22 protein-coding genes are annotated in these 21332 nt (G+C 71.1%); 13 read left to right on the top strand and 9 right to left on the bottom strand.

Annotation, left to right across the window (positions count from 1 at the left end):
- Positions 1-38: 38 nt before the first annotated feature.
- Together ACT1U9_RS17225 and ACT1U9_RS17220 are read right to left on the bottom strand one after the other, a co-directional pair.
- Positions 39-275, bottom strand: a complete 237-nt coding sequence (locus ACT1U9_RS17225) for a DUF3263 domain-containing protein (RefSeq protein ID WP_361431003.1) — start codon at positions 273-275, stop codon at positions 39-41.
- A 43-nt stretch (positions 276-318) separates the two neighbouring features.
- Entirely contained in the window at positions 319-1536 is a 1218-nt protein-coding gene (locus ACT1U9_RS17220) for an extracellular solute-binding protein (protein ID WP_444539140.1), read from the bottom strand.
- A gap of 306 nt (positions 1537-1842) precedes the next feature.
- Here ACT1U9_RS17220 and ACT1U9_RS17215 point away from each other — a divergent pair, with 306 nt between their 5' ends.
- The 3 genes from ACT1U9_RS17215 (at position 1843) to ACT1U9_RS17205 (ending at position 4985) form a co-directional block, all read left to right on the top strand.
- Positions 1843-2805: an ROK family protein gene (locus ACT1U9_RS17215; RefSeq protein ID WP_444533620.1), complete on the top strand. Its 963-nt coding sequence runs from the start codon at positions 1843-1845 to the stop codon at positions 2803-2805.
- Positions 2805-3950: an N-acetylglucosamine-6-phosphate deacetylase gene (gene nagA / locus ACT1U9_RS17210; protein WP_444533619.1), complete on the top strand. Its 1146-nt coding sequence runs from the start codon at positions 2805-2807 to the stop codon at positions 3948-3950. The genes ACT1U9_RS17215 and nagA overlap by 1 nt, the downstream gene beginning before the upstream one ends.
- 102 nt (positions 3951-4052) lie before the next feature.
- Positions 4053-4985, top strand: a complete 933-nt coding sequence (locus ACT1U9_RS17205; RefSeq protein WP_444533618.1) for a 1-phosphofructokinase family hexose kinase — start codon at positions 4053-4055, stop codon at positions 4983-4985.
- 111 nt (positions 4986-5096) lie between these two features.
- On the opposite strand, the gene ACT1U9_RS17200 is transcribed toward ACT1U9_RS17205, so the two are convergent.
- Positions 5097-6107, bottom strand: coding sequence for a carbohydrate-binding protein (locus ACT1U9_RS17200; protein WP_444533617.1), 1011 nt, complete (start codon positions 6105-6107; stop codon positions 5097-5099).
- A 118-nt stretch (positions 6108-6225) separates the two neighbouring features.
- Positions 6226-7896: a diguanylate cyclase CdgB gene (gene cdgB, locus ACT1U9_RS17195; RefSeq protein WP_444533616.1), complete on the bottom strand. Its 1671-nt coding sequence runs from the start codon at positions 7894-7896 to the stop codon at positions 6226-6228.
- A 491-nt stretch (positions 7897-8387) separates the two neighbouring features.
- Here cdgB and ACT1U9_RS17190 point away from each other — a divergent pair, with 491 nt between their 5' ends.
- Positions 8388-8954, top strand: a complete 567-nt coding sequence (locus tag ACT1U9_RS17190) for a flavin reductase family protein (RefSeq protein WP_444533615.1) — start codon at positions 8388-8390, stop codon at positions 8952-8954.
- Between the two features lie 153 nt (positions 8955-9107).
- On the opposite strand, the gene arfB is transcribed toward ACT1U9_RS17190, so the two are convergent.
- Positions 9108-9542: an alternative ribosome rescue aminoacyl-tRNA hydrolase ArfB gene (arfB, locus tag ACT1U9_RS17185; RefSeq protein ID WP_188277025.1), complete on the bottom strand. Its 435-nt coding sequence runs from the start codon at positions 9540-9542 to the stop codon at positions 9108-9110.
- A gap of 174 nt (positions 9543-9716) precedes the next feature.
- On the opposite strand from arfB, the gene ACT1U9_RS17180 reads away from it, so the two are divergent.
- On the top strand, positions 9717-10292 hold the full coding sequence (locus ACT1U9_RS17180) for a TerD family protein (protein ID WP_361431023.1): 576 nt from the start codon (positions 9717-9719) through the stop codon (positions 10290-10292).
- Positions 10293-10362: 70 nt separating this feature from the next.
- Here the strand turns inward: ACT1U9_RS17180 and ACT1U9_RS17175 are convergent, their stop codons facing one another.
- The gene (locus ACT1U9_RS17175; protein ID WP_444533614.1) at positions 10363-10488 is read right to left on the bottom strand and encodes a DUF6342 family protein; all 126 of its coding nucleotides are present in this window, start codon (positions 10486-10488) and stop codon (positions 10363-10365) included.
- Positions 10489-10761: 273 nt separating this feature from the next.
- Between ACT1U9_RS17175 and ACT1U9_RS17170 the strand changes: the two genes are divergently transcribed.
- Positions 10762-12267 carry a M4 family metallopeptidase gene (locus ACT1U9_RS17170; RefSeq protein ID WP_444539139.1) on the top strand — a complete coding sequence of 502 codons (1506 nt, stop codon included), beginning with the start codon at positions 10762-10764 and terminating at the stop codon, positions 12265-12267.
- A 25-nt stretch (positions 12268-12292) separates the two neighbouring features.
- Here ACT1U9_RS17170 and ACT1U9_RS17165 read toward each other — a convergent pair whose 3' ends face one another.
- Both ACT1U9_RS17165 and ACT1U9_RS17160 read right to left on the bottom strand, forming a co-directional pair.
- Entirely contained in the window at positions 12293-13693 is a 1401-nt protein-coding gene (locus ACT1U9_RS17165) for a M1 family metallopeptidase (RefSeq protein WP_444533613.1), read from the bottom strand.
- Positions 13694-14013: 320 nt separating this feature from the next.
- A complete protein-coding gene (locus tag ACT1U9_RS17160) occupies positions 14014-14577 on the bottom strand; it encodes a GlcG/HbpS family heme-binding protein (RefSeq protein ID WP_444533612.1) in 564 nt (187 codons plus the stop codon).
- A gap of 228 nt (positions 14578-14805) precedes the next feature.
- Here ACT1U9_RS17160 and ACT1U9_RS17155 point away from each other — a divergent pair, with 228 nt between their 5' ends.
- From ACT1U9_RS17155 to ACT1U9_RS17145, 3 genes are all read left to right on the top strand, one after another.
- Positions 14806-15993, top strand: coding sequence for a sensor histidine kinase (locus tag ACT1U9_RS17155; protein ID WP_444539138.1), 1188 nt, complete (start codon positions 14806-14808; stop codon positions 15991-15993).
- The gene (locus ACT1U9_RS17150) at positions 15990-16619 is read left to right on the top strand and encodes a response regulator (protein WP_444533611.1); all 630 of its coding nucleotides are present in this window, start codon (positions 15990-15992) and stop codon (positions 16617-16619) included. The genes ACT1U9_RS17155 and ACT1U9_RS17150 overlap by 4 nt, the downstream gene beginning before the upstream one ends.
- A gap of 146 nt (positions 16620-16765) precedes the next feature.
- Positions 16766-17269: a hypothetical protein gene (locus ACT1U9_RS17145; RefSeq protein ID WP_444539137.1), complete on the top strand. Its 504-nt coding sequence runs from the start codon at positions 16766-16768 to the stop codon at positions 17267-17269.
- A 150-nt stretch (positions 17270-17419) separates the two neighbouring features.
- On the opposite strand, the gene ACT1U9_RS17140 is transcribed toward ACT1U9_RS17145, so the two are convergent.
- Complete coding sequence (locus ACT1U9_RS17140; RefSeq protein WP_444533610.1) at positions 17420-18088, bottom strand: pentapeptide repeat-containing protein; 669 nt, start codon at positions 18086-18088, stop codon at positions 17420-17422.
- 129 nt (positions 18089-18217) lie between these two features.
- Here ACT1U9_RS17140 and ACT1U9_RS17135 point away from each other — a divergent pair, with 129 nt between their 5' ends.
- From ACT1U9_RS17135 to ACT1U9_RS17120, 4 genes are all read left to right on the top strand, one after another.
- Positions 18218-19384: an NAD(P)-binding protein gene (locus ACT1U9_RS17135; protein ID WP_444533609.1), complete on the top strand. Its 1167-nt coding sequence runs from the start codon at positions 18218-18220 to the stop codon at positions 19382-19384.
- Positions 19385-19461: 77 nt separating this feature from the next.
- Positions 19462-20463 carry a zinc-binding dehydrogenase gene (locus ACT1U9_RS17130; RefSeq protein WP_444533608.1) on the top strand — a complete coding sequence of 334 codons (1002 nt, stop codon included), beginning with the start codon at positions 19462-19464 and terminating at the stop codon, positions 20461-20463.
- Between the two features lie 108 nt (positions 20464-20571).
- Positions 20572-20814 (top strand): hypothetical protein, encoded by a 243-nt coding sequence (locus ACT1U9_RS17125; RefSeq protein ID WP_444533607.1) that lies wholly within the window; start codon positions 20572-20574, stop codon positions 20812-20814.
- The gene (locus tag ACT1U9_RS17120; RefSeq protein ID WP_444533606.1) at positions 20786-21307 is read left to right on the top strand and encodes a DUF6879 family protein; all 522 of its coding nucleotides are present in this window, start codon (positions 20786-20788) and stop codon (positions 21305-21307) included. The genes ACT1U9_RS17125 and ACT1U9_RS17120 overlap by 29 nt, the downstream gene beginning before the upstream one ends.
- Positions 21308-21332: the final 25 nt, after the last annotated feature.

Below are 21332 nucleotides of genomic sequence, written 5' to 3'. Positions count from 1 at the left end.
CGCCATGACCTCCGCGTCACGAACGTCGTCGCTCGACTTCACGAACGCCGTTCGCGCTGCGCCTCTCGCACGCGGCGCAGGCGGTTGACCGTGACCGGGTCGTGGGCGAGGGCGCGCTCGTCGTCGAGGAGGGCGTTGAGGAGCTGGTAGTAGTGGGTCGGCGAGATCCCCAGCCGCTCCCGTACGGCCCGCTCCTTGGCGCCGGGGCCGGCCCAGGAACGGGCTTCCATGGCGAGCACGGCCTTCTCGCGCTCGCCGAGGGGGTTGTCGGTCATACGATCCAACGTATCGGGTCGCGGTGACGAACCCACCCCGTGCCTACTCCGCGTTCTCCGCGTCCAGGGCCACCTTCGCGATGCCCTCCAGGACCGCCTTCGGGTCGTCGTTCTCCTGGACCGCCGCGCCGATCCGCTTCTTGATCGCCTCGCTGACCCTGGGCCACGACGTCTTGCCGACCGGCGGCAGCTCCGAGGTCGGCAGGGCGGCCAGGAACTGGTCGAGGTCCTGGTGCTTGCCGTCCTTCTGCATCGCCTGGGACGCCGAGCGCGTCGCGGGCAGCAGGTCGTACTTGTCCGCGAACGTCGACACGTTCTGGTCGTTGAACGTGAAGTCCAGGAACTTCCCGATCTGCTCGCGGTGGCCGTTCTGCTTGAAGCCCATGATCCAGTCGGCGACGCCCATCGACGCCTTGGCCTTGCCCTCGACGCCGGGCAGCGGGACCATCCCGTAGTCCACGCCCTTCTTGCGGGCCTCCCCCATCAGCGACGGGTGGCCGTTGAGCATGCCGACGTCGCCCTTGGCGAAGGCGTCGAACGCGGCCTGCCGGTTGAGCTTGCCGGGCGCGACCGGACCCGTAAGGCCCTCCTGGACGAGGTTCTTCTTCAGCCACTGGAACGTCTTGACGTTCTCCGGGGAGTCGATGTCATAGCCGGCGACCTGGTTGACGTAGCCGCCACCGCCGCTGAGCAGCCACATCATCGTCTCGGCCTGGGCCTCCTCGCTGCCGAGCGGCAGCGCGAACGGGGTCTTGACGCCCTTGGCCTTCAGCGCCTTGGCGTCGGCCTCCAGCTGGGCCCAGGTGGTGGGGGGATCGATGTGCGCCTTCTTGAACAGCGTCTTGTTGTAGAAGAGCAGCCGCGTGGAGGCGACGAACGGGATGCCGTACTGGGTGCGCTTCATCTCGCCCGCGTCCGCCAGCGGCGCCAGGAAGTTGGCCTGGACGGGGATGGAGAGCGTCTGGTCGACGGCGTAGAGCTTGCCGCTCGCGGCGTAGTCGGAGTACGCGCCGATCTGCGCGATGTCGGGGGCGTTGCCCGCCTTCACCATCTCGGCGACCTTGGCGTCGACGACGTCCCAGGAGAAGACGGAGACGTCGACCTTGATGCCGGGGTTCTTCTTCTCGAACTCGCTGACAACGTTGTGCCAGTACGCCTTCGTGGAGTCGCCGCCCGCGATGTCGTAGTCGGCGGCGACCAGCTTGAGGGTGACGCTCTTGGAGCCGCTGTCGCTGCCGCATCCGGAGAGGCCGACCGTCATACCGAGTGCGACAACCGCCGCCGTCGTCCCTGCCAAGCGTCGCCGCTGCACGTGTACTGCTCCACCCTCGTTGTTGCCAGTCGTTCCCCCGTGAACGCCCTGTTCGCAACGTCCTGTCTACATGAGCTGCGATCTTCTCCCGCAGCCGGGGCTGAGGTCTACACCACTTGGGTCTCACTTCCGCAACTTCTGCCGCGTGGCGAACGCGCGTACGCCCCCAATCCGTACGGGACTTGGGAAAACGCTTACCCGTCACACGGTGAGTGGACTAGACCTTTCATGGGTGAACGAGCCAGACTGTCCCCCGTGAGACACGTCATCGCCCTGGATGTGGGCGGCACCGGGATGAAAGCCGCCCTCATCGGGGTGGACGGCAGCCTGCTGCACGAGGCCCGCAGGCCCACCGGCCGCGAGCGCGGCGCGGACGCCGTCGTCGAGGGCATCCTCGACTTCGCCGCCGAGCTGCGGGCGTACGGCGAGCGGCACCTCGGCGAGAGCGCGCTGGCGGCGGGCGTCGCCGTGCCCGGCATCGTCGACGCCGGGAACGGCATCGCGGTCTACGCCGCCAACCTGGGCTGGCACGACGTCCCGATGCGGCGCCTGCTCAGCGAGCGCCTGGACGGCATCCCGGTCGCCCTCGGCCACGACGTGCGCACCGGCGGCCTCGCCGAGGGCCGCATCGGCGCGGGCAAGGGCGCCGACCGGTTCCTGTTCATCCCGCTCGGCACCGGGATCGCCGGGGCCATCGGGATCGACGGCCGCATCGAGCCGGGCGCGCACGGCTACGCGGGCGAGATCGGCCACATCGTGGTGCGCCCCGGCGGCATCCGGTGCGGCTGCGGCCAGCGCGGCTGCCTGGAGCGGCTCGCCTCGGCCTCCGCCGTCACCCAGGCGTGGGCCGAGGCCAGCGGCGACCCGGACGCGGACGCGGCGGACTGCGCCAAGGCCGTCGAGTCCGGCGACCCGAAGGCGATCGCCGTCTGGCAGGACGCGGTCGACGCGCTCGCCGACGGCCTGGTCACCGCGCTCACCCTGCTCGACCCCCGCACGCTGATCATCGGTGGCGGACTCGCCGAAGCCGGGGAAACCTTGTTCGTACCGCTGCGGGCGGCCGTCCAGGAGCGCGTGACGTTCCAGAAGCTGCCCACGATCGTCCCGGCGGCCCTCGGCGACACGGCGGGCTGCCTGGGCGCGGGCCTGCTCGCCTGGGACCTGCTCACCGAGCACCCCGACGCCCCCACTCCCCCTTCCACGGAGGTAACCGCCTGATGGCCGCTAGCAAGGTTCTCTCCGGCGCCCGCGTCGTCCTGCCGACCGGCGTCGTCGAGAACGGACGCGTGATCGTCGAGGGCGGGAAGATCGCCGGTTCGGCGCCGGACGACGCGCCCCGCGTCGATCTGTCCGGCCACTGGGTGGTCCCCGGCTTCGTCGACATGCACGTACACGGCGGCGGCGGCGCCTCCTTCACCAACGGCACGGTCGAGGACGTTCTCAAGGGCGTCCACACCCACCGGCTGCACGGCACCACCACCATCGTCGCCTCCACCGTCACCGGCGAGATGGACTATCTGGCCCAGCGCGCCGGACTCCTGTCCGAGCTCGTCGAGCAGGGGGACCTGGCGGGCATCCACTTCGAGGGCCCGTTCATCTCGCCGTGCCGCAAGGGCGCGCACAGCGAGGACCTGCTGCGCCACCCGGACCCGGCCGAGGTGCGCAAGCTGATGGACGCGGCGCGCGGCACCGCGAAGATGTTCACGCTCGCCACCGAACTGCCCGGCGGCCTCGACTCCGTACGGCTGCTCGCCGAGCACGGCGTCGTCGCGGCCATCGGCCACACCGACGCCACGTACGAGCAGACCGTCGAGGCGATCGACGCGGGCGCCACCGTGGCAACCCACCTCTTCAACGCGATGCCCGCGCTCGGCCACCGCGCGCCCGGCCCGATCGCCGCGCTCCTGGAGGACGAGCGGATCACCGTCGAGCTGATCAACGACGGCACGCATCTGCACCCCGCGGCCCTCGAACTCGCCTTCCACCACAAGGGCGCGGGCCGGGCCGCGTTCATCACGGACGCGATGGACGCGGCCGGGTTCGGCGACGGGCTCTACCACCTCGGCCCGCTGGAGGTCGAGGTCAAGGAGGGCGTCGCCCGCCTCGTCGAGGGCGGCTCGATCGCGGGCTCCACGCTCACCCTGGACCGCGCGTTCCGCCGCGCGGTGACGATCGACGGCCTCTCGGTCGAGGACACCGTCCGCGCCATCTCGGCCAATCCGGCGCGCCTGCTCGGCGTATACGACAAGGTCGGCTCGCTCGAACCGGGCAAGGACGCGGATCTGGTGGTCCTGGACGCGGAGTTCACGGTCAGGGGCGTGATGCGGCGCGGCGAGTGGATCGTGGAGCCGGGCCGCGCCTGACCCGATGGCGGCTCCGGGGACGGGCGCCCTCCAGGACTCCCGCTCCTCGGAACCGGTTACGGGGTCTGGGCCCGGCCGTGGTGTCTTTGGCATGATCACCTCGTGATCCTCACCGTCACGCTGAACACCGCGCTCGACATCACCTACCGGGTCCCGGCCCTCGTCCCGCACGCCAGCCACCGCGTGGACGAGGTCACCGAACGGCCCGGCGGCAAGGGCGTGAACGTCGCCCGCGTGCTGGCCGGGCTCGGCCACGAGAGCGTGGTCACCGGCTTCGTGGGCGGGCGCACCGGCGCGGTCCTGCGCGAACTGCTCGCTCCGCTGGCGCCCGTCGACGCGCTGGTCCCGGTCGCCGGGACGACCCGCCGCACGATCGCGGTCGTGGACACGGCCACCGGTGACACCACCCAGCTCAACGAGCCGGGCCCGCAGATCACGGCCGACGAGTGGGACGCGTTCCTGGCGGCGTACGAGCCGCTGCTGCGGGAGGCGGACGCGGTGGCGCTCTGCGGCAGCCTGCCGCCGGGGGTGCCGGTGGGCGCGTACGCGGACCTGATCCGCCGAGCGCGCACGGCCGGGGTCCCGGTCCTCCTGGACACCAGCGGCGAACCCCTGCGCCGGGGCCTCGCCGCCCGCCCCGACCTGGTCAAGCCCAACGCCGACGAACTGGCCCGCCTCACCGGCTCCCGCGAGCCCCTGCGCGCGGCCCGGGACGCCCGCCGCCGGGGCGCGCACGCGGTGGTCGCATCCCTCGGCGCCGAGGGCATGCTGGCGGTCACCCCGGACGGAATCTGGCAGGCAACCCCACCGGCCCCGGTCCACGGCAACCCCACGGGAGCGGGCGACTCGGCGGTGGCGGCCCTGCTGTCGTCCCTGGTGGAGAACCTGCCGTGGCCGGACCGCCTGACGCGGGCGGTGGCGCTGTCGGCGGCGACGGTTCTGTCACCGGTGGCGGGGGAGTACGACGGGGGCGCGTATGGGGAGTTGCTGGGCAGGGTGAAGGTGATCCCCCTGCATGACTCGCCTACGGGCTGAGGCGCAACCCCGCATCTTTAGGGGCGCGGGGCTGTGACATTTGCGGCTCCGCCGCGTGGGCGCGACCAGCCCCCACCGGCCCGCAGCGACCCAACAACCCCAACCAGCAAGCTACTTCTTCGTCTTACTGATCTCGACCCAGTCGAAAATCGCGTCACACTGATTCCCCTGCTCACAGGAGAACTTGATCGTGTTCGACCCCTTCTTGAGCGTGACCTGGGTCCAGGTGGTCTGCCAGTTCTTCTCAAGGTTCGGGTCCGTGGACCCTATGAAGTTCCCCAGCCGGATCGGCTGAGCGTTCGGCTGCCCGTTGACCGTGACCGTCGCGTTCGCTTCCTTCGCCGGGTTGGCGTACCGCACGTAGAGGAAGTAACCGCCGTCGGACGGCAGATCGGCCTGCCAGGTCAGCGAGGCGCCGATCTGGTTGAAGCCGTTGACGTACGCGCCGCCGGTGCCCTGCGCGCCCTTGACGTCCTTGGCCAGCACCGTGCCCCCGCCGAGCTTCAGCGTCGCCGCGTCCTGCTTGGGCAGGTCCTGCGCCGGGGCGGAGGCCGAGTTCGACGGCGTGTCGGTCGGCTGGTTGGAGGCGCTGTTGGACGCGGCCCCGGACGGCTGCTTGCCGCCCGTGTTGTCGTCCTTCTTGCTGTCGCTGTTGCTGAGCAGCGCGACGCCGATGCCGATGACCACCGCCGCGACGACCGCGACCGCGCCGATCAGCAGGCCCTTGGTGTTGGGTCCGCGGCCACCGCGGCCACCGCCGTGACCGCCGTCGGACGGCGGCCCCTGGCGGGTGGGGGCACCGCCGGGGTACGTCTCGGGCGCGGCGTACTGCGCGGTGGGCTGCCCGTACTGCTGCTGACCGTACTGCTGCGGAGGCTGGCCGTAGGGCTGCTGGCCGTACTGCTGCTGCGGCGGGACCTGCCCGTACTGCCGCTCGCCGACCGTACGCACCTGGTTGTACGAGGTTCTGGGCACGCCGGGCTGCTGCGGGGCGGCCGGGCCCGGGTAGCCGTAGCCGCCGGTGCGGGGCGGGGTGGCGCCGGAGGCCTGCCCGTCCGCGTACAGATAGCCGAACGGATCGTCGTCCTCGGGCGTGCTCGCGCCGTTGTTGCCGGGCGTCATCCGGGGTCACTCCTCACTGTTCGCCAGCCGTCGCCGACCGGCCGAGCCTACCCCGAACGGCCGACATCATGGCTGGCCCCTCGACCGTACGGCCAAAGGGCGTACAGCTGACCGGCGGCTACCCGGCGCGGCGGTGCACCTTGGAGCGCGAGCGCTTCTCGATGTACATCCGCTGGTCGGCGGAGCGCAGGACCTCTTCCACGGACATCCCGCAGCTGGCCCAGCCGATGCCGAAACTCGCCCCGACCCGGACCGCGCGGCCGTCCACCCTTATCGGCGGGATGATCGCGTTGCGCAGCCGCACGGCGAGGTCGGCGGCGTCGGCCGCGCCCAGGCCGTCGGCGAGGACGACGAACTCGTCGCCGCCGAGCCGGGCGACCGTGTCCCCGTCGCGTACGCCGGTGGTGAGCCGGCGCGCGACCTCGATGAGGACGGCGTCGCCGGTGTTGTGGCCGAACCGGTCGTTGATCGACTTGAAGCCGTCGAGGTCGCAGAAGAGGACGGCGAGGCCCTTGCTGCCGTCGTCGACGCCGCCCTCGGGCGGCGCCACGGTGTGGACGTGGTGGTCGAAGGGGCCGCCGCCCGGCACCGCCTCGAAATCGAAGCCGCCCGGCGCGCACACGGCGTGCCCGGGCGTCTCGCCCCGCCCGTCGTGCGCCCCGTACGCCGCGTCCAGCGCCTCCACGGCGCTCGCGCCCACCGCGTACGGCCGCTGGCACAGGCGAGCGGAGAGGCGGGCGCGCAGCTCGGCGCTGTTGGGGAGGCCGGTGAGCGAGTCGTGCGAGGCGCGGTGGGCGAGCTGGAGCTCGTGCCGCTTGCGCTCCTCGATGTCCTCTACATGGGTGAGCAGAAAACGGGGACCGTCGGCGGTATCGGCGACGACGGAGTTGCGCAGCGAGACCCAGACGTAGGTGCCGTCGCGGCGGCCGAGCCGCAGCTCAGCGCGTCCTCCCTCGGCCGAGGTGCGCAGCAGCAGACCGATGTCCTCGGGGTGGACGAGGTCGGCGAACGAGTAGCGGCGCATCACGGAGGCGGGCCGGCCGAGCAGCCGGCAGAGCGCGTCGTTGGTGCGCAGCAGACGTCCGTGCTGGTCACCGCCCATCTCGGCGATGGCCATGCCGGACGGCGCGTACTCGAAGGCCTGCCGGAAGCTCTCCTCGCTGGCCCGCAGCGCCTGCTGCTCGCGCTCCAGGCGGACCAGAGCGCGCTGCATATTTGCGCGAAGCCGGGCGTTGCTGATCGCAATGGCGGACTGGGAGGCGTACATCTGGAGCGCTTCGCGCCCCCACGCGCCGGGGCGCCGCCCGTTGCGCGGCTTGTCGACCGAGATGACGCCGAGGAGCTCCCGCCCGCCGCCCGACGCGTACATCGGCGCGTAGAGCCGGTCCTGGGGGTGCCACTCGTCCTCGAAGCGCGGCTCGGGCCCTTCGGTGTACCACTGCGGCACGTCGTCTTCGAGGAGCACCCAGCCCTCGGTGTGCGGGATGAACCGCAGATCGCCCCAGCCCTCGCCCATGGTGAGCCGGCGTTCCCAGGACGCACGCGAGCCGACGCGGCCCGTGATCAGAGCCTCGGCAGCGGCGTTGCCGGCAAAGGCCGCAACGACCAGATCCCCGTCAGGGCGTACGAGATTGACGCAGGCCAGCTCGTATCCGAGCCCGGCGATGACGCCGTCGGCGACGGTCTGCAGCGTGTCCGCCAGACTGCGGGCCGTGTTCAGGTCGGTGACCACCTGATGCAGCTGCCGCAGAGTCGCAAGACGGACGTACGGCTCCGACTCGGTCTCCATTGCTCGCTCTCCCCGAGACCTCGACAGCAACTCCAGGATTCTTGATCGGCGCGACTTCTCTGTAGGCGTCTGTGGGCGCTTTTCGTGCAGTGTCCCCGTCACTGAATCACAGCGAGCTGCCCACTCGGTACACAGGGTCAACAATTACTGCACTCTGTGACTCAAGTCACATGGGGTGATGAGAGGGGTGGAATCACCGCCCGCGAAGGCTGTTTGTGTTCGCTCCAGCAAACGGGCATTAATGCCGGTTTTTGGGGCCGGTGGGCGCTCGAACGGACGGTCGACTTTGCAGGAGGGTGCGGGAGTGGGGGGAACGGGTCCAGGGCGGGGCCGGGTCGACGGCGCGCACGAGGGAAGCCGGAAAGGTCGGATTCGATGGGAAATGCTCCCAGGTCCTAGGACTTCCGACGCAGCCCTAGGTCTCGATCCGCGCCTCTTCTGGTCCCAGGGGCCGATGTGCGGGGTGGACCCCGGAGACTAGCGTTCCGTACGTGTTGCAGACAGACCTTCTCCGAGCTCTTCCGTCCCTCCCGGCGCAGAACCCGCATGCTGAGGGGGTGAGCAACGACGAGTTCCGGGCCGCGATGTCCCGGCTGGCCTCCGGAGTGGTCCTGGTGACCGCCCACGACGCCGACGCCGGCCCGCGCGGCGAGGACGTCGGCATGACGGCGACGGCGTTCCTGTCCGTGTCCATCGACCCGCCCCTGGTCCTGGTGAGCGTACGCAACGGCTCCCGCATGGACGACCTGCTCGCGGAGCAGCCGCTGTGGGCGGTCTCGGTCCTGGCGGAGAGCCAGCGCCACGTCGCGGGCCGCTTCGCGATGAAGGGCCGCATCAGCGACCGCCTGCTCTTCGACGACATCCCGTACAAGCGCGGCCCGATCAGCGGCGCGCCCCTGGTGGGCGGCGCCCTGTCGACCCTGGAGTGCCGCACGGAACAACGCGTGGAGGCGGGCGACCACACGCTGGTCATCGCACGCGTGCTGGGGGTGGACCTGCCGAGCGCGGAGGGGGGGCCGCTGTCGTATTTCCGGGGCAGGTACCGGCAGTTGGGGTAGGTCCCAAGGGGGTTCAGGGGGCGGAGCCCCCGAGGCGGGGTGCAGGGGCCGCAGGCCCCGCAAGGGGTCCGGGGCGAAGCCCCGGGAAACCCCCTACTACCTCAACCCCCCACCCACCCCCGGAGGGTTTAGGGAAGGGGCGGGGAGGGGCACCTACCAGTCCCGCCCGCTGCGGCCGCGCTTCGTGTCCGCTCGGGCCTTCTTCTCGCGCAGCCGCCGCTCGTTGATCCCGCGAGGGATCTTCGTCGCGCGGCGCGGCTTCGGCGGCGGCGCGGTCGCCTCGGCGAGCAGCGCGGCCAGCCGGACGGCCGCCGTCTCCCGGTTGCGCCACTGCGACCGGTGCTCGGAGGCCCGTACGGTGACGACGCCCCCCACCAGCCGAGAGGCGAGCCGTTCCAGCGCCCGCGCCTTCCAGACCTCCGGGAACGCCTCCGTACGCGCCAGGTCGAACCGCAGCTCGACCTGCGAGTCACTGGTGTTGACGTGCTGCCCGCCGGGCCCGGAGGACCGCGAGAAACGCCACATGAGCTCGGCCTCCGGGAGGGAGACGGAGCCGCGGATGAAGTAGGGCCCGGACATGCCGTCCATGGTCTCTCGTGGACGGGGACACGTCATCCGCTTTTGCGGACGGGATCCGCGCCGCGAAAAGAACGTAAAGAAAGTAAAGCGAGTTGGAACCTCCCCCTCCCCCGCTGACGTTAAGAGGGGTGACGGTAGCTTCGGGAACGGCCGTAGCCCGCATCACGATGAAGGGGACATCCCATGGCTGTAAGCCTGTCCAAGGGCGGCAACGTCTCGCTCACCAAGGAGGCCCCGGGCCTGACCGCCGTCTCGGTGGGCCTCGGCTGGGACGTCCGCACGACCACCGGCACCGACTTCGACCTCGACGCCTCGGCGATCGCGGTGAACGCCACGGGCAAGGTCTACTCCGACGCGCACTTCGTCTTCTTCAACAACAAGTCGACGCCGGACCAGACCATCGTCCACACCGGTGACAACACCACCGGCCAGGGCGAGGGCGACGACGAGTCGATCAACGTCAACCTCGCGGGCCTCCCCGCCGACGTCGACAAGATCGTCTTCCCGGTCTCCATCTACGACGCGGAGAACCGCTCGCAGAACTTCGGCCAGGTCCGCAACGCGTACATCCGCATCGTCAACCAGGCCGGCGGCGCCGAGATCGCCCGCTACGACCTGAGCGAGGACGCCGCCACCGAGACCGCGATGGTCTTCGGCGAGCTGTACCGCAACGGCACGGAGTGGAAGTTCCGCGCGGTCGGCCAGGGCTACGCCTCGGGCCTGGTCGGCATCGCCAAGGACTTCGGCGTCAACGTCTGAGCGGCGTGACGGACGAAAGCCCCCGGCAGTTGCCGGGGGCTTTCTCAGTTTCAAAGACGCGGGACGCTTCCTAGTACGACAGGTCCTTCTGCTCTGTGATCACGCGGCCGGCGATGTACAGGTTGCCGTCGGAGTCGAGGATCCCGATGATCTTCTTCGTCGAGCCGTGGTAGGTCGTGAAGTAGACCCCGATCACGTCGCTAACCGGACACGGCTCACTTCCTGACGGACAGATTCCGGTCAAATATTTGTCGGCACACTGTCAAAAAGTAGTCATCGGCTGGCACGCTCCACCCACGCACCACACGCAGCAGCCACCGCTGCCGTACCCATCGCTGCCGTACCCACCGCAAAAACAACTGAACGGGCGCCACCACTCGCACCACCCCCCACGCACCACGGATCGAGTGAAGGAGACCCCCAGGTGAGAACTACTTTGCGTGCCGCCGCACTTGCCGCCACCGCCGCCATGGTCGTCGTCGGTGTCCAGTCCGGCGCCACCGCCGGCGCCGCCAACCGTGAGGCGGGGGCGACCGCGCTGCCGCTGAGCGTGTCGGCGCGGGCCGCCGCGTTGCAGGACGCGCAGAACGCCGCCACCGCCACCGCCCGCCAGATCGGGCTCGGCACCAAGGAAGCGCTCGTCGTCCGCGATGTCATCAAGGACGCCGACGGCACCGTCCACACCCGCTACGAGCGCACCTACGACGGCCTGCCCGTCCTCGGCGGCGACCTCGTCGTGCACGCCAAGAAGGACGGGAGCGTGAAGGGGGTCAGCAAGGCCTCCGACGCGCGGATAGCCGTCGCCACCTCCGGCGTCTCCCTCAAGGCCGCCCCCAAGAACGCCCGTAAGGTCGTCTGGGCCGCCGACAGCAAGCCCGTCCTCGCGTACGAGGCGATCATCAGGGGCACCCAGCCCGACGGCACCCCCAGCGAGCGCCATGTCATCACCGACGCCGCCACCGGCGCGCAGCTCTACGCGTACGAGGCCATCGACACCGGCACCGGGACCAGCGAGTACTCGGGCAAGGTCACGCTCGGGACGACCAAGAGCGGGTCCACGTACAGCCTGACCGACGCGGGGCGCGGCGGGCACAAGACGTACGACCTCAAGGGCGGCTCTTCCGGGACCGGCACGCTGTTCACCAAGTCCGTCGACACCTGGGGCGACGGCACGCCCGGCAACCGCGAGACCGCCGGTGTCGACGCGCACTACGGCGCCGCCGTGACCTGGGACTTCTACAAGACCGAGCTCAACCGCAACGGCATCGCGGGCAACGGCAAGGCCGCGTACTCCCGGGTCCACTACGGCAACGCGTACGTCAACGCGTTCTGGGACGACAGCTGCTTCTGCATGACGTACGGCGACGGCGCGGGCAACCGCAAGCCGCTCACCGCGCTCGACGTCGCCGGGCACGAGATGAGCCACGGCCTCACCGCCGCCACCGCCAAGCTCAACTACAGCCGCGAGTCCGGCGGTCTGAACGAGGGCACCAGCGACATCTTCGGCACCTCGGTGGAGTTCTTCGCCAACAACCCGTCCGACCCCGGTGACTACCTCATCGGCGAGAAGATCGACATCAACGGCAACGGCACGCCGCTGCGCTACATGGACAAGCCCAGCAAGGACGGCCAGTCGGCCGACTACTGGTCGTCGACCGTCGGCAACAAGGACGTCCACTACTCCTCCGGCGTCGCCAACCACTTCTTCTACCTGCTGTCCGAGGGCAGCGGCGCGAAGGTCATCAACGGCGTCAGCTACAACTCCCCGACGTACGACGGCTCCAAGGTCACCGGGATCGGCCGGACCAAGGCGTACAAGATCTGGTACAAGGCCCTGTCGACGTACATGACGTCGACGACCAACTACGCGAAGGCCCGCACCGCCACGCTGAAGGCCGCCTCCGATCTGTACGGGGCCACCAGCACCGAGTACAAGACGGTCGCGGCCACCTGGACCGCCGTCAATGTGAAGTAGCCCCGAGGGATCAACTCGCCTTGCTCTACGGGGACTTGGGCTTGCCGTCCCCGTAGAGCCAGGTGTCCCACAGGTCCGTCAGGTCGTGGCCGGACTTCTCCTCGACGTAACGGGTGAAGTCGTCGGTGGAGGCGTTCGCGTGGCGATGGTCCTTCGCCCAGCCCTGCACGATGTCGTAGAACGCATCGTCGCCGACGGCCTTGCGGATCTGGTGGATCACCATCGCGCCGCGCTGGTACACCGGTTCGTCCGAGATGTGCGCGGCCGACGGCGGCGCGGCGGGCGGGAAGGCCCAGATGTTGTCGTCGGCGCCCTTCTTGTACTGCTCGTCGAAGTGCGCCTGCGCCGACTCACCGCCGTGGTCCTCGCTCCACAGCCACTCCGCGTACGTCGCGAAGCTCTCGTTCAGCCACATGTCCCCCCACTTCTTCGGCGTGACCGAGTCGCCGAACCACTGGTGGGCGAGCTCGTGGGCCAGCGTCGGGACGTCGAGCTGGTCGACCGGTATCACCGGGCGGTTCTGGGTCTCCAGGGCGTACTCGGCGGAACCCTTGGGGGCGACGACGACGCCGGTGGAGGAGAAGGGGTACGGCCCGAAGTTCAGCTTCTCCCATTCGAGGATCTCGGGCAGTTCGGCGACGACCGCGGCGGAATCCTTCTCGGTCGCCGGGTCAACTGCCGTGTAGACGGGGATTCCTGACGGTGTCTTGGATTCCTTGATGTCGTACTTTCCGATGACGACCGTCGCCAGATACGTCGCCATCGGCTCGCCGGTGTGCCACGCGAAGGTCGTCCGCCCGTTGGCCGTCGACATCGACTTCAGCTCGCCGTTGGAGATCGCCCGCAGCCCCTGCGGCACGGTGACCTTGATGTCGTACGTGGCCTTGTCGCTCGGGTGGTTGTTGGACGGGAACCACGCCATCGAGCCGGACGGCTCGCCCAGCGCGAGGGCGCCGTCGGCGTTGCGCAGCCAGCCCTCGTGCGAGTCGTCCTGGTCGGTGAGGGTCTTGGGGGTGCCGGAGTAGCTGACGCTCGCGTTGAACTCGGCGCCCTTCTTGAGCTCGTCGGCCGGACGCAGGGTCAGTTCGTCGCCCGCGCGGTTGGCGTCCGCCCGCTTGCCGCCGACGGTCGCCGAGCCGACGTCCATCCCCGCGAAGTCGAGGTTGAAGGCGCTGAGGTTCTGGGTGGCGCGGGCGGTGAGGGTGACGGTGCCGGTGAGGTGGTTGCGGGCCGGGTCGTAGTCGAGGGCGAGGCTGTAGTGCTCGACGTCGTAGCCGCCGTTGCCCAGCTTGGGAAAGAGTTTGTCCCCCACCCCGGCCGCACCCGGCTTGCCCTCGACGCCGCCGGTGCAGCCGGTGAGGGCGAGGACGAGGGCGATGGCCGTGCTGGGGATGGCTAGCCGACGTATCGCGCTGGGGTGATCCACACGGTTGATCCTACGGGGGTGGGGGGCGGGGTGCCCTGGCCCCGGTGCCGGGGCGGTTGGGGGTTGGGGGGCGAGGGGCGGGTGCGCTCGCCCCGGAGTGGGGGGGGCGGTTGGATCCGGGGTGCGCAGGGGGCCCGAGCCCCGTGGTGGGGGCGCTGGGGATCCGGGGTGCGGGGTGCGGGGCCCGGGTGCGCGGCTGTGGGGGTCCGGGCGCGGGGAGCCCGAGCCCTGTGGTGGCCGGGGTGCGGGGTGAGCGCGCCACGGGGTGGCTGTGGTCGGGGTGTGGGGGCCGGGGTCGGGGTGGCCCCGGCCCGGGCGGGCTACTTGGTGAGGGCCGCCACGCCCGCCTTGGCGTACTTCTCGTCGAGGTCGCCGCTCGGGGCCCCGGCCACGCCGATGCCCGCGATCGGGGCGCCCTTCGCCTGGACGGGTGCGCCGCCCGCGAGGAAGAGGGTGCCGGGGATGTCCTTGAGGTTCGGGGCCTGGGCGAGGCGGCCCGCCAGGACCGAGGTGGGCGCGTTCCAGGAGACCGCCGTGTACGCCTTGCGCCCGGCCGACTCGTACGACTGCGGGCCCGCCCCGTCCCCGCGCAGGGTGACGACGGTGTTGCCGTTCCGGTCGACGACCGCGACGGAGACGCGCTGGTTGTCCTGCCGGGCCGCGTCGAGGGCGGCGTCGGCGGCCTTCATGGCGGCGTCGACGGTGAGGTGGGTGGAGGTGGTGAGGTCGCGGGGCGCGGGGTCGGCGGCCTTCGCGGGTGCGGCCGGAGCGGCAGGAGCGGCGTTGGCGCTGACCGCGCCGAAGGTTCCGGCGCCGAGGGCGGCTGCGGCGAGCGCGCCGACGAGGATCTTCTTGTTACGGCTGGTGATGCGGTTCGTGTCCATGCTTCGATCCTGGGCCCGGACCCCGCCTCACCCCGTCGGCGTACCGGCTCGTCCCCGCTCCCGTACCGGTGGACCCACCCGTCATCCGATCGGTTGATGCGAGGGTGGCCCGGCCGGGTCAGGATGGGCATGGATACGTACGTACGCGCAGGTCAGAAGCGGGAGGCGGGTGTGGGGACCAAGGACGCGGGGACGACCGCCGCCGACGAGCGGTGGCTGCCCGCCGTCATGCACGCCGCCTTCTTCCTGCTCCTCGCCGCCTCGCTCGCGCGCTTCCTGATCCGCCACCCCGGCGACCCCCGCACCCCGTGGATCGTCGCGCTCTCGGTCGTGCTGGCGGTGTTGTACGTACTGGGCCCGGCGTACGTACTGGCCTCGGCTCCGGGGTCGCGGCCGACGCCCGGGCGGTCGGTGTGGCTCGGCGTCGTCGTGGCGGTCTGGATGATCCTGGTCGTGCTCGCGCCGAGCTTCGCGTGGTGCGCGGTGCCGCTGTTCTACACGGGCCTGCGGACCCTGCCGACCCGGGCCGCGCTGGTCCTCGTAACCCTCCTGACCGCGTTCGTCGTGGCCGCGCAGCTGATGCTGGCCGACGGCTTCGACCCGAACCTCGTGTTCGCGCCGCCCGCCGTCGCGGCCGTCGCCACCGCCGTGTTCGTCCATATGCAGCGCCAGGCGGACCGCCAGCGCCTGCTCATCGACGACCTGCTGCGCACCCGGCGCGAACTGGCCGCCACCGAGCGCCGCGAGGGCACCCTCGCCGAGCGCCAGCGCCTCTCGATGGAGATCCACGACACGCTCGCCCAGGGCCTGTCCAGCCAGCAGATGCTGCTCCAGGCGTCGGACCGCGTCTGGGAGTCCGATCCGGCGGCGGCCCGCCGCCACGTCCGTACGGCCGAGTCGATCGCCGAACGCAGCCTCGCCGAGGCCCGCCGCTTCGTCCACGACCTCGCGCCCGCGGAGCTCGCGGCGGGCGGAAGCCTGCCGGAGGCGCTGCGGGCACTGGCGACGCGGGAGTCGGAGTCGGCCGGTTCCGCGGCCGGTCTTGTCGTACGACTGCACGTCGACGGAACACCCACCGCCCTCCCCGACCGCGTCGAGTCCGCGCTGCTGCGGATCGCGCAGGGGGCGCTGGCGAACGTACGCGAGCACGCCGGCGCGCAGACGGCCGCGCTCACGTTGACCTATCTGGGTGACCAGATCGTGCTGGACGTCGCCGACGACGGCCGCGGCTTCGTGGTGCCGGAGGCCGGGGGCGGCCGGGACGGGCGCGGCCACGGGCTGCCCGCGATGCGGGCGCGGGTGCGGCAGCTCGGGGGCAGCCTGACGGTGGAGTCGGCGCCGGGGGAAGGGGCGGTGCTGTCGGCGTCGATCCCGTTGTCACCGGATTCTGTTTCTGAGTCGGAGGAACGGTTGTGAACCCCGTACGGATTCGGATCCTGCTGTGCGACGACCACGCCGTCGTACGGGCCGGACTGCTCGCCCTGCTCGGCAGCGAGCCCGACATCGAGGTGGTCGGGGAGGCGGGGAGCGGCGAGGAGGCAGTGGCGGCGGCGGCCAAGGAGCGGCCGGACGTGGTCCTGATGGACCTCCAACTCGGCCCGGGCATCGACGGGGTCGAGGCGACGCGGCGGATCTCGGCGACGGGGGTGCGGGTGCTGGTACTGACCACCTACGACACGGACGCGGACATCACGCGGGCGATCGCGGCCGGGGCGACGGGGTATCTGCTGAAGGCCGAACGCCCGGAGGAGCTGTTCGCGGCGATCCGGGCGGCGGCGCAGGGACGTACGACGTTGTCGCCCCCGGTGGCGAGCCGCGTCATGGAACGCATGCGGGGCGCGGGCCGCCCCTCGCTCACCTCCCGCGAGCGCGACATCCTGGCCCAGCTGTCCCAGGGCCTCGCCAACCGCGACATCGCGCGTGCGCTGTTCATCAGCGAGGCGACGGTGAAGACGCATCTGGGCCGGATCTACGAGAAGTTGGGGGTGGACACGCGGGCGGGGGCGGTGTCGGTGGCGAAGGAGCAACGCCTGCTGCCGTAACGCCCCGGGCGGGCGGGTGTTTCGGCTGCCGACAAGATCCCTCGGAGAGTTTCGGGAAGGGGCGGGGTGGGGAATCCGCCCGCCGCAGGCGGCAACCCCCGGGGGCTCCGGAAGGGGGCCACCCCCCATCCGTGGGACCATCGACCGTGCTCGACATCGGCTACTCCCTCTCCAACCGCTTCCCCGACCCCCCACAGACCGACTACCGCCGCGCGGACGTACACGCCCTCCGCCACGACCTCTTCTGCGGCGACGTCTACCTCGCGGACACCAACGCGGACCGCGAGGTATCCACAGCCTGGGGATGGGTCCCGGTACTCGACTTCGCCTGGGCCCTGTGCGACACCGTAGAGGCACTGGACACCGACCCCCGGGGCAGCCGTTCGTCACGGCCCCAGTACGCCGAGATCGACTTCACCGAGTCCACGGACCGGATGCTGTTCGAGCGACGGTTCGGCTGGGTGGACGTCGAGGCGGACTGGATGCCCGGCGACGAGCCCCCGCTCACCTTCAGCCACCGCCTCCTGCGCCGCGAGGCCCGCGACTTCCTCCACGACGTGATCGCCGACCTCACGGACATGCACGAGGACCTGGCCGACAACCCCGCGATCTGGACCATCCAGTCCCGCTTCCCCCGCCTGACGGACTAGCCGTACGGGCGCGGCACCTCAGCCAGAACCGAGCGCGGGCCCGGGCCGACGGGCACACCGCACCCAGAACCGGGCGCGCGGCCCCAGCCCGCACACCGCGCCCAGCACCACCGCCCGGCCCCAGCCCGCACACCGCGCCCAAAGGCCACGTCACCCCACCACCCGCACCCCCACCTCCGCCGCGAACGCCGGTGCCAGGTCCACCAGCTGCGCAGGCGTGATCACCGCGCCCGCCAGGCGGTCCACGCCCCGGGCGATGTCCAGGACCGCGGCCCCCCGCAGGTCCACGTCCTTCATCCGCGTCCCCGTGAAGTCCGCCCGCCGCAGCTCGCAGCCCGCGAACGCCACCCGGTCCAGGCGCGCCATGGCGAAATCCGGCTCCGAGAGCACGCAGTTCTCGAAGACCACGTCCCGCAGCTCCGCGTCCCGCAGGTTGAGGTAGTCGATCTTGCCGCCGCGGATCAGGACCCGCTCCAGGACCGCGCCGTGCAGCTGGACCCCGCCCATGCGGACGTCGTGGAGCTCCACGTCCCGCAGGGACGCGCGGGACAGGTCGGTGCCCACACCCCGTACGCCCGAGAGCACCGAGTCGATGAGGCGCGCGCCGGCGAGCCGGGTCTCGTCCAGGACGCAGCCGTAGAAGCCGCAGTCCATGAACCGCGAACCGTTGCCCCCCTGACCCGAGAGGTCCAGGTTGCGGAACTCCAGGCCGTCGTAGTCCCCTTCCGTCTCCAGCTCCGCCGGACCGTGCGGCGCCAGCGGCGGCAGCCGCACCTCCGGTCGCCGCACCGCCGTCACTTCCCTCGCCCTTTTCGCCATGGCTCCATGCTGGACCACACCACTGACAACCGCCCCGCCCCTTACCTGCCACATTCAGCCGCCTGTCACATTCCACCTACCGTTCTCCGTCTCTAACGGTGAGTGCCCGTACAGCGACAGGAGAGCAGCATGGACCGGATCACCGTCATCGGCGGCGGCCTCGCCGGGCTCACCGCGGCCATCACCGCCGCCGAGTCCGGTGCGCGCGTGAACCTGTACGAGTCGCACCACACGCTGGGCGGACGCGCGCGTACGGCCGAGGGTCCCTACCTCACCAACGACGGTCCGCACGCCCTCTACAACGGCGGTCCGCACTGGGCCTGGCTCAAGCGGCGCGGCCTGCTCGGGCCCGTCGCCTCCGTACCGCCGCTGGAAGCCGCGCGATTCCGCTTCCACTGGGACGGCACCCTGCGCCACACTCCGCCGCTGGCCCTGCTCAAGCTGGCCCGGCAGAGTCCGGAACTCGCCCCGGTGGACCAGGACTTCGCCTCCTGGGCGGCTCAGATCGTCGGCGCCAAGGCGGCCCGCGCGGCCGCCCACTACGCCGCCGTCGCGGTCTTCCACCACGATCCGGGTTCGCTCTCCGCCGCGTTCGTCCAGGAACGGCTGCACCGGGCCGCCGCGCTGCCGCCGGAGGCGCGGTATCCGGTGGGCGGCTGGGGGGCGCTCGTGGAGAGGATGGCCACGCGCGCGTGGGAGCTGGGTGTGCAGGTGGAGACCACCGCGCGCGTGGACGCGCTTCCCGACGACCACGGCCCCGTCGTCATCGCCACCTCCCTTGAGGCCGCCCGGCGGCTGCTCGGGGACGACTCGCTGCGCTGGACGAGCGGCCGTACCGCCCTGCTCGACCTGGGGCTCACCACGCGCCGGGGCGACCCGTTCATCGTCTCCGACCTGGAGGCGCCCGGCTGGATCGAACGTTTCACCGCCCACGGCCGCACCCTCGCCCCCGCCGGACACCAGCTGATCCAGGCCCAGTTCCCGATCGCCCCGCACGAGTCGAAGGCCGACGGCGTCGCGCGCGGGGAGCGGCTGCTCGACTCCGCGTTCGCGGGCTGGCGCCAGCGGGTCACCTGGCGCCGCGACGCGCTCGCGGCCGGTCGTACGGGCGCGGTCGACCTCCCCGGTACGACCTGGCGCGACCGCCCGGCGATCGACCGGGGCCACGGCGTGTACGTCGCGGGCGACATGGTCGCGGCGCCCGGGGTGCTCTCGGAGGTGGCGTTCACGAGCGGAATCGAGGCGGCGGCACTGGCGGTGCGAAGTCTGCGCCTGACGACACTCAGGTCGGCTTGACTCCGCTTGACGTCAAGCGCACTTGAGGTCGGAGGGTAGGGCTGCCACACCCCGTAACAGGAGCAAGGAGCAGCCCCATGCACGCGATCCGCCTCCACGCCTTCGGCCCGGCCTCGAACCTCATGTACGAGAAGACGGCGGACCCCGTCCCCGGCCCCGGCCAGGTGCGGATCGCCGTAGCCGCGGCCGGGGTGCATCTGCTCGACACGGCCCTGCGCGAGGGCCTGACCGGCCCGTACCCCGCGCCCGCCACCCTGCCTACCATCCCCGGCCGCGAGGTCGCGGGCACGGTCGACGCGCTCGGCGAGGGCACCGACCCCACCTGGCTCGGCAAGCCGGTCGTCGCCCACCTCGGCATGGCACCCGGCGGCTACGCCGAACTGGCCGTCGTCGACGCCGCGCGGCTCCACGAGATCCCCCCGAACCTCGACCCCGCCGAGGCCGTCGCGATGATCGGCACGGGCCGTACGACGATGGGAATCGTCCAGTTCGCGGACCTGGGCCCGGGCTCGGTGGCCATCGTCCTGGCGGCGGCGGGCGGCATCGGCACGCTGCTGGTCCAGTACGCGAAGAACGCGGGCGCGACGGTGGTGGGCCTGGCGGGCGGTCCGGAGAAGGTGACACGCGTACGGGAGAACGGCGCGGACCTGGCGATCGACTACCTGCTCCCCAACTGGCCGGAATTGATCCGCGAGTTCCTCACGTCCGACGCCACAACGGTCTTCGACTCGGTGGGCGGCCCCACGGCCCGAGCGGCGGTGGACCTGCTGGGCCCCGGCGGCCGCCACCTGATCTACGGCTGGTCGAGCGAGGGAATCCGCGACGGCGGCCCCCTGACGTTCACGGAGGAGTACCTGACGGAGCGCGCGATCACGTCCGAGAGCGTCCTGGGCCCCGCGATGCTGTCCCGAGCAGGCGGCGACGACCCGCTCCGCACCCTGGAAACCCGGGCGCTGACGGAGGCAGCAACGGGCCGCCTCCGCCCGGCGGTCCAGCGCTACGCCCTGGCGGAGGCGGCGGAGGCGCATCGGGCGCTGGAGACTCGGGGGACTACGGGCAAGGTGGTGCTGATTCCCTGACGACCCCACGAGCTCAACTTCCGTACGCCCGTGCGCCCTTGACGCTCGCCACCCGACCCGCCACGTTCGTAGAACACCGTGGAACAGGCACACATGTGGAGGGCAGTCATGGCGCTACTGTTCATCGCCAAGGACCCGAACACCAACGGAACCCAGTGCCCGACAGCGTGGGTGGACGACGAAGCAAAGGAGATCGTGATTCAGGGCTGGAAGGCCGGGGAAGCGCTCCTTGAGCGGTGCCGTGAGACGGGTTCGATCCCCGAAACGGAAGCGGTGCTGCGGTTACCGATCCGCATGGTGGACGCTCTGAGGGAGGCATGTGATGTCGCAGACCGACTCGGAGTTCGTTGACCTTCTCGCGAACACCCGGCGTTCGGCCGTCCATCTGGAGATGCGGGACGGATACGGGATCGGCGAGGAGGCGGCGGAGTTCGAGGCCTGGCGGGCTGGCTGGCGCCCGGACCCCGACCCCGCCACCTGGTGGAACGACTTCCACACCTGGGTACGTGACGCGACCGCACGCGGCGTGGTCTTCCGCCGCGCGCGCATCGTCTCGGAACCGGTGAGCGAGTACATCGCGTACGAGCACGGCTGTACGTACCAGAACCTGGCGGCAGGGGAGTCGGTCCGCTGGCTTCCACGCCGCCAGGCATCGGACATCGCTCTTCCCGGGAACGACTTCTGGCTGTTCGACGAACGCGTCGTCATGTGGAACCACTTCACCGGAACGGGCAGTTCGGCAGGCCCGGAGCTGGACGAACGCCCCGAGGTGGCGAAGCTCTGTGCGACCGCCTTCGAGGCCGTCTGGGAGCGGGCCACACCACACGCGGACTACCGGATCTGATCGACCACTCCGACCGACCCCACCT

Origin of the sequence: Streptomyces sp. BR1, assembly GCF_052373795.1 — a bacterium.
In the GTDB taxonomy this organism is placed as follows: Bacteria; Actinomycetota; Actinomycetes; order Streptomycetales; family Streptomycetaceae; genus Streptomyces.
Note: the sequence above shows the minus strand (reverse complement) of the source record. Positions and strands in the feature narration are given on the sequence as shown.

Coding starts and splice junctions, on each gene's coding strand:
- ACT1U9_RS17225 (WP_361431003.1), bottom strand. CDS start 275: ATGACCGACAACCCCCTCGGCGAGCGCGAGAAGGCCGTGCTCGCCATG.
- ACT1U9_RS17220 (WP_444539140.1), bottom strand. CDS start 1,536: ATGACGGTCGGCCTCTCCGGATGCGGCAGCGACAGCGGCTCCAAGAGC.
- nagA (WP_444533619.1), top strand. CDS start 2,805: ATGGCCGCTAGCAAGGTTCTCTCCGGCGCCCGCGTCGTCCTGCCGACC.
- ACT1U9_RS17200 (WP_444533617.1), bottom strand. CDS start 6,107: ATGACGCCCGGCAACAACGGCGCGAGCACGCCCGAGGACGACGATCCG.
- cdgB (WP_444533616.1), bottom strand. CDS start 7,896: ATGGAGACCGAGTCGGAGCCGTACGTCCGTCTTGCGACTCTGCGGCAG.
- arfB (WP_188277025.1), bottom strand. CDS start 9,542: ATGGACGGCATGTCCGGGCCCTACTTCATCCGCGGCTCCGTCTCCCTC.
- ACT1U9_RS17180 (WP_361431023.1), top strand. CDS start 9,717: ATGGCTGTAAGCCTGTCCAAGGGCGGCAACGTCTCGCTCACCAAGGAG.
- ACT1U9_RS17170 (WP_444539139.1), top strand. CDS start 10,762: ATGGTCGTCGTCGGTGTCCAGTCCGGCGCCACCGCCGGCGCCGCCAAC.
- ACT1U9_RS17160 (WP_444533612.1), bottom strand. CDS start 14,577: ATGGACACGAACCGCATCACCAGCCGTAACAAGAAGATCCTCGTCGGC.
- ACT1U9_RS17155 (WP_444539138.1), top strand. CDS start 14,806: ATGCACGCCGCCTTCTTCCTGCTCCTCGCCGCCTCGCTCGCGCGCTTC.
- ACT1U9_RS17140 (WP_444533610.1), bottom strand. CDS start 18,088: ATGGCGAAAAGGGCGAGGGAAGTGACGGCGGTGCGGCGACCGGAGGTG.
- ACT1U9_RS17135 (WP_444533609.1), top strand. CDS start 18,218: ATGGACCGGATCACCGTCATCGGCGGCGGCCTCGCCGGGCTCACCGCG.
- ACT1U9_RS17130 (WP_444533608.1), top strand. CDS start 19,462: ATGCACGCGATCCGCCTCCACGCCTTCGGCCCGGCCTCGAACCTCATG.
- ACT1U9_RS17125 (WP_444533607.1), top strand. CDS start 20,572: ATGGCGCTACTGTTCATCGCCAAGGACCCGAACACCAACGGAACCCAG.
- ACT1U9_RS17120 (WP_444533606.1), top strand. CDS start 20,786: ATGTCGCAGACCGACTCGGAGTTCGTTGACCTTCTCGCGAACACCCGG.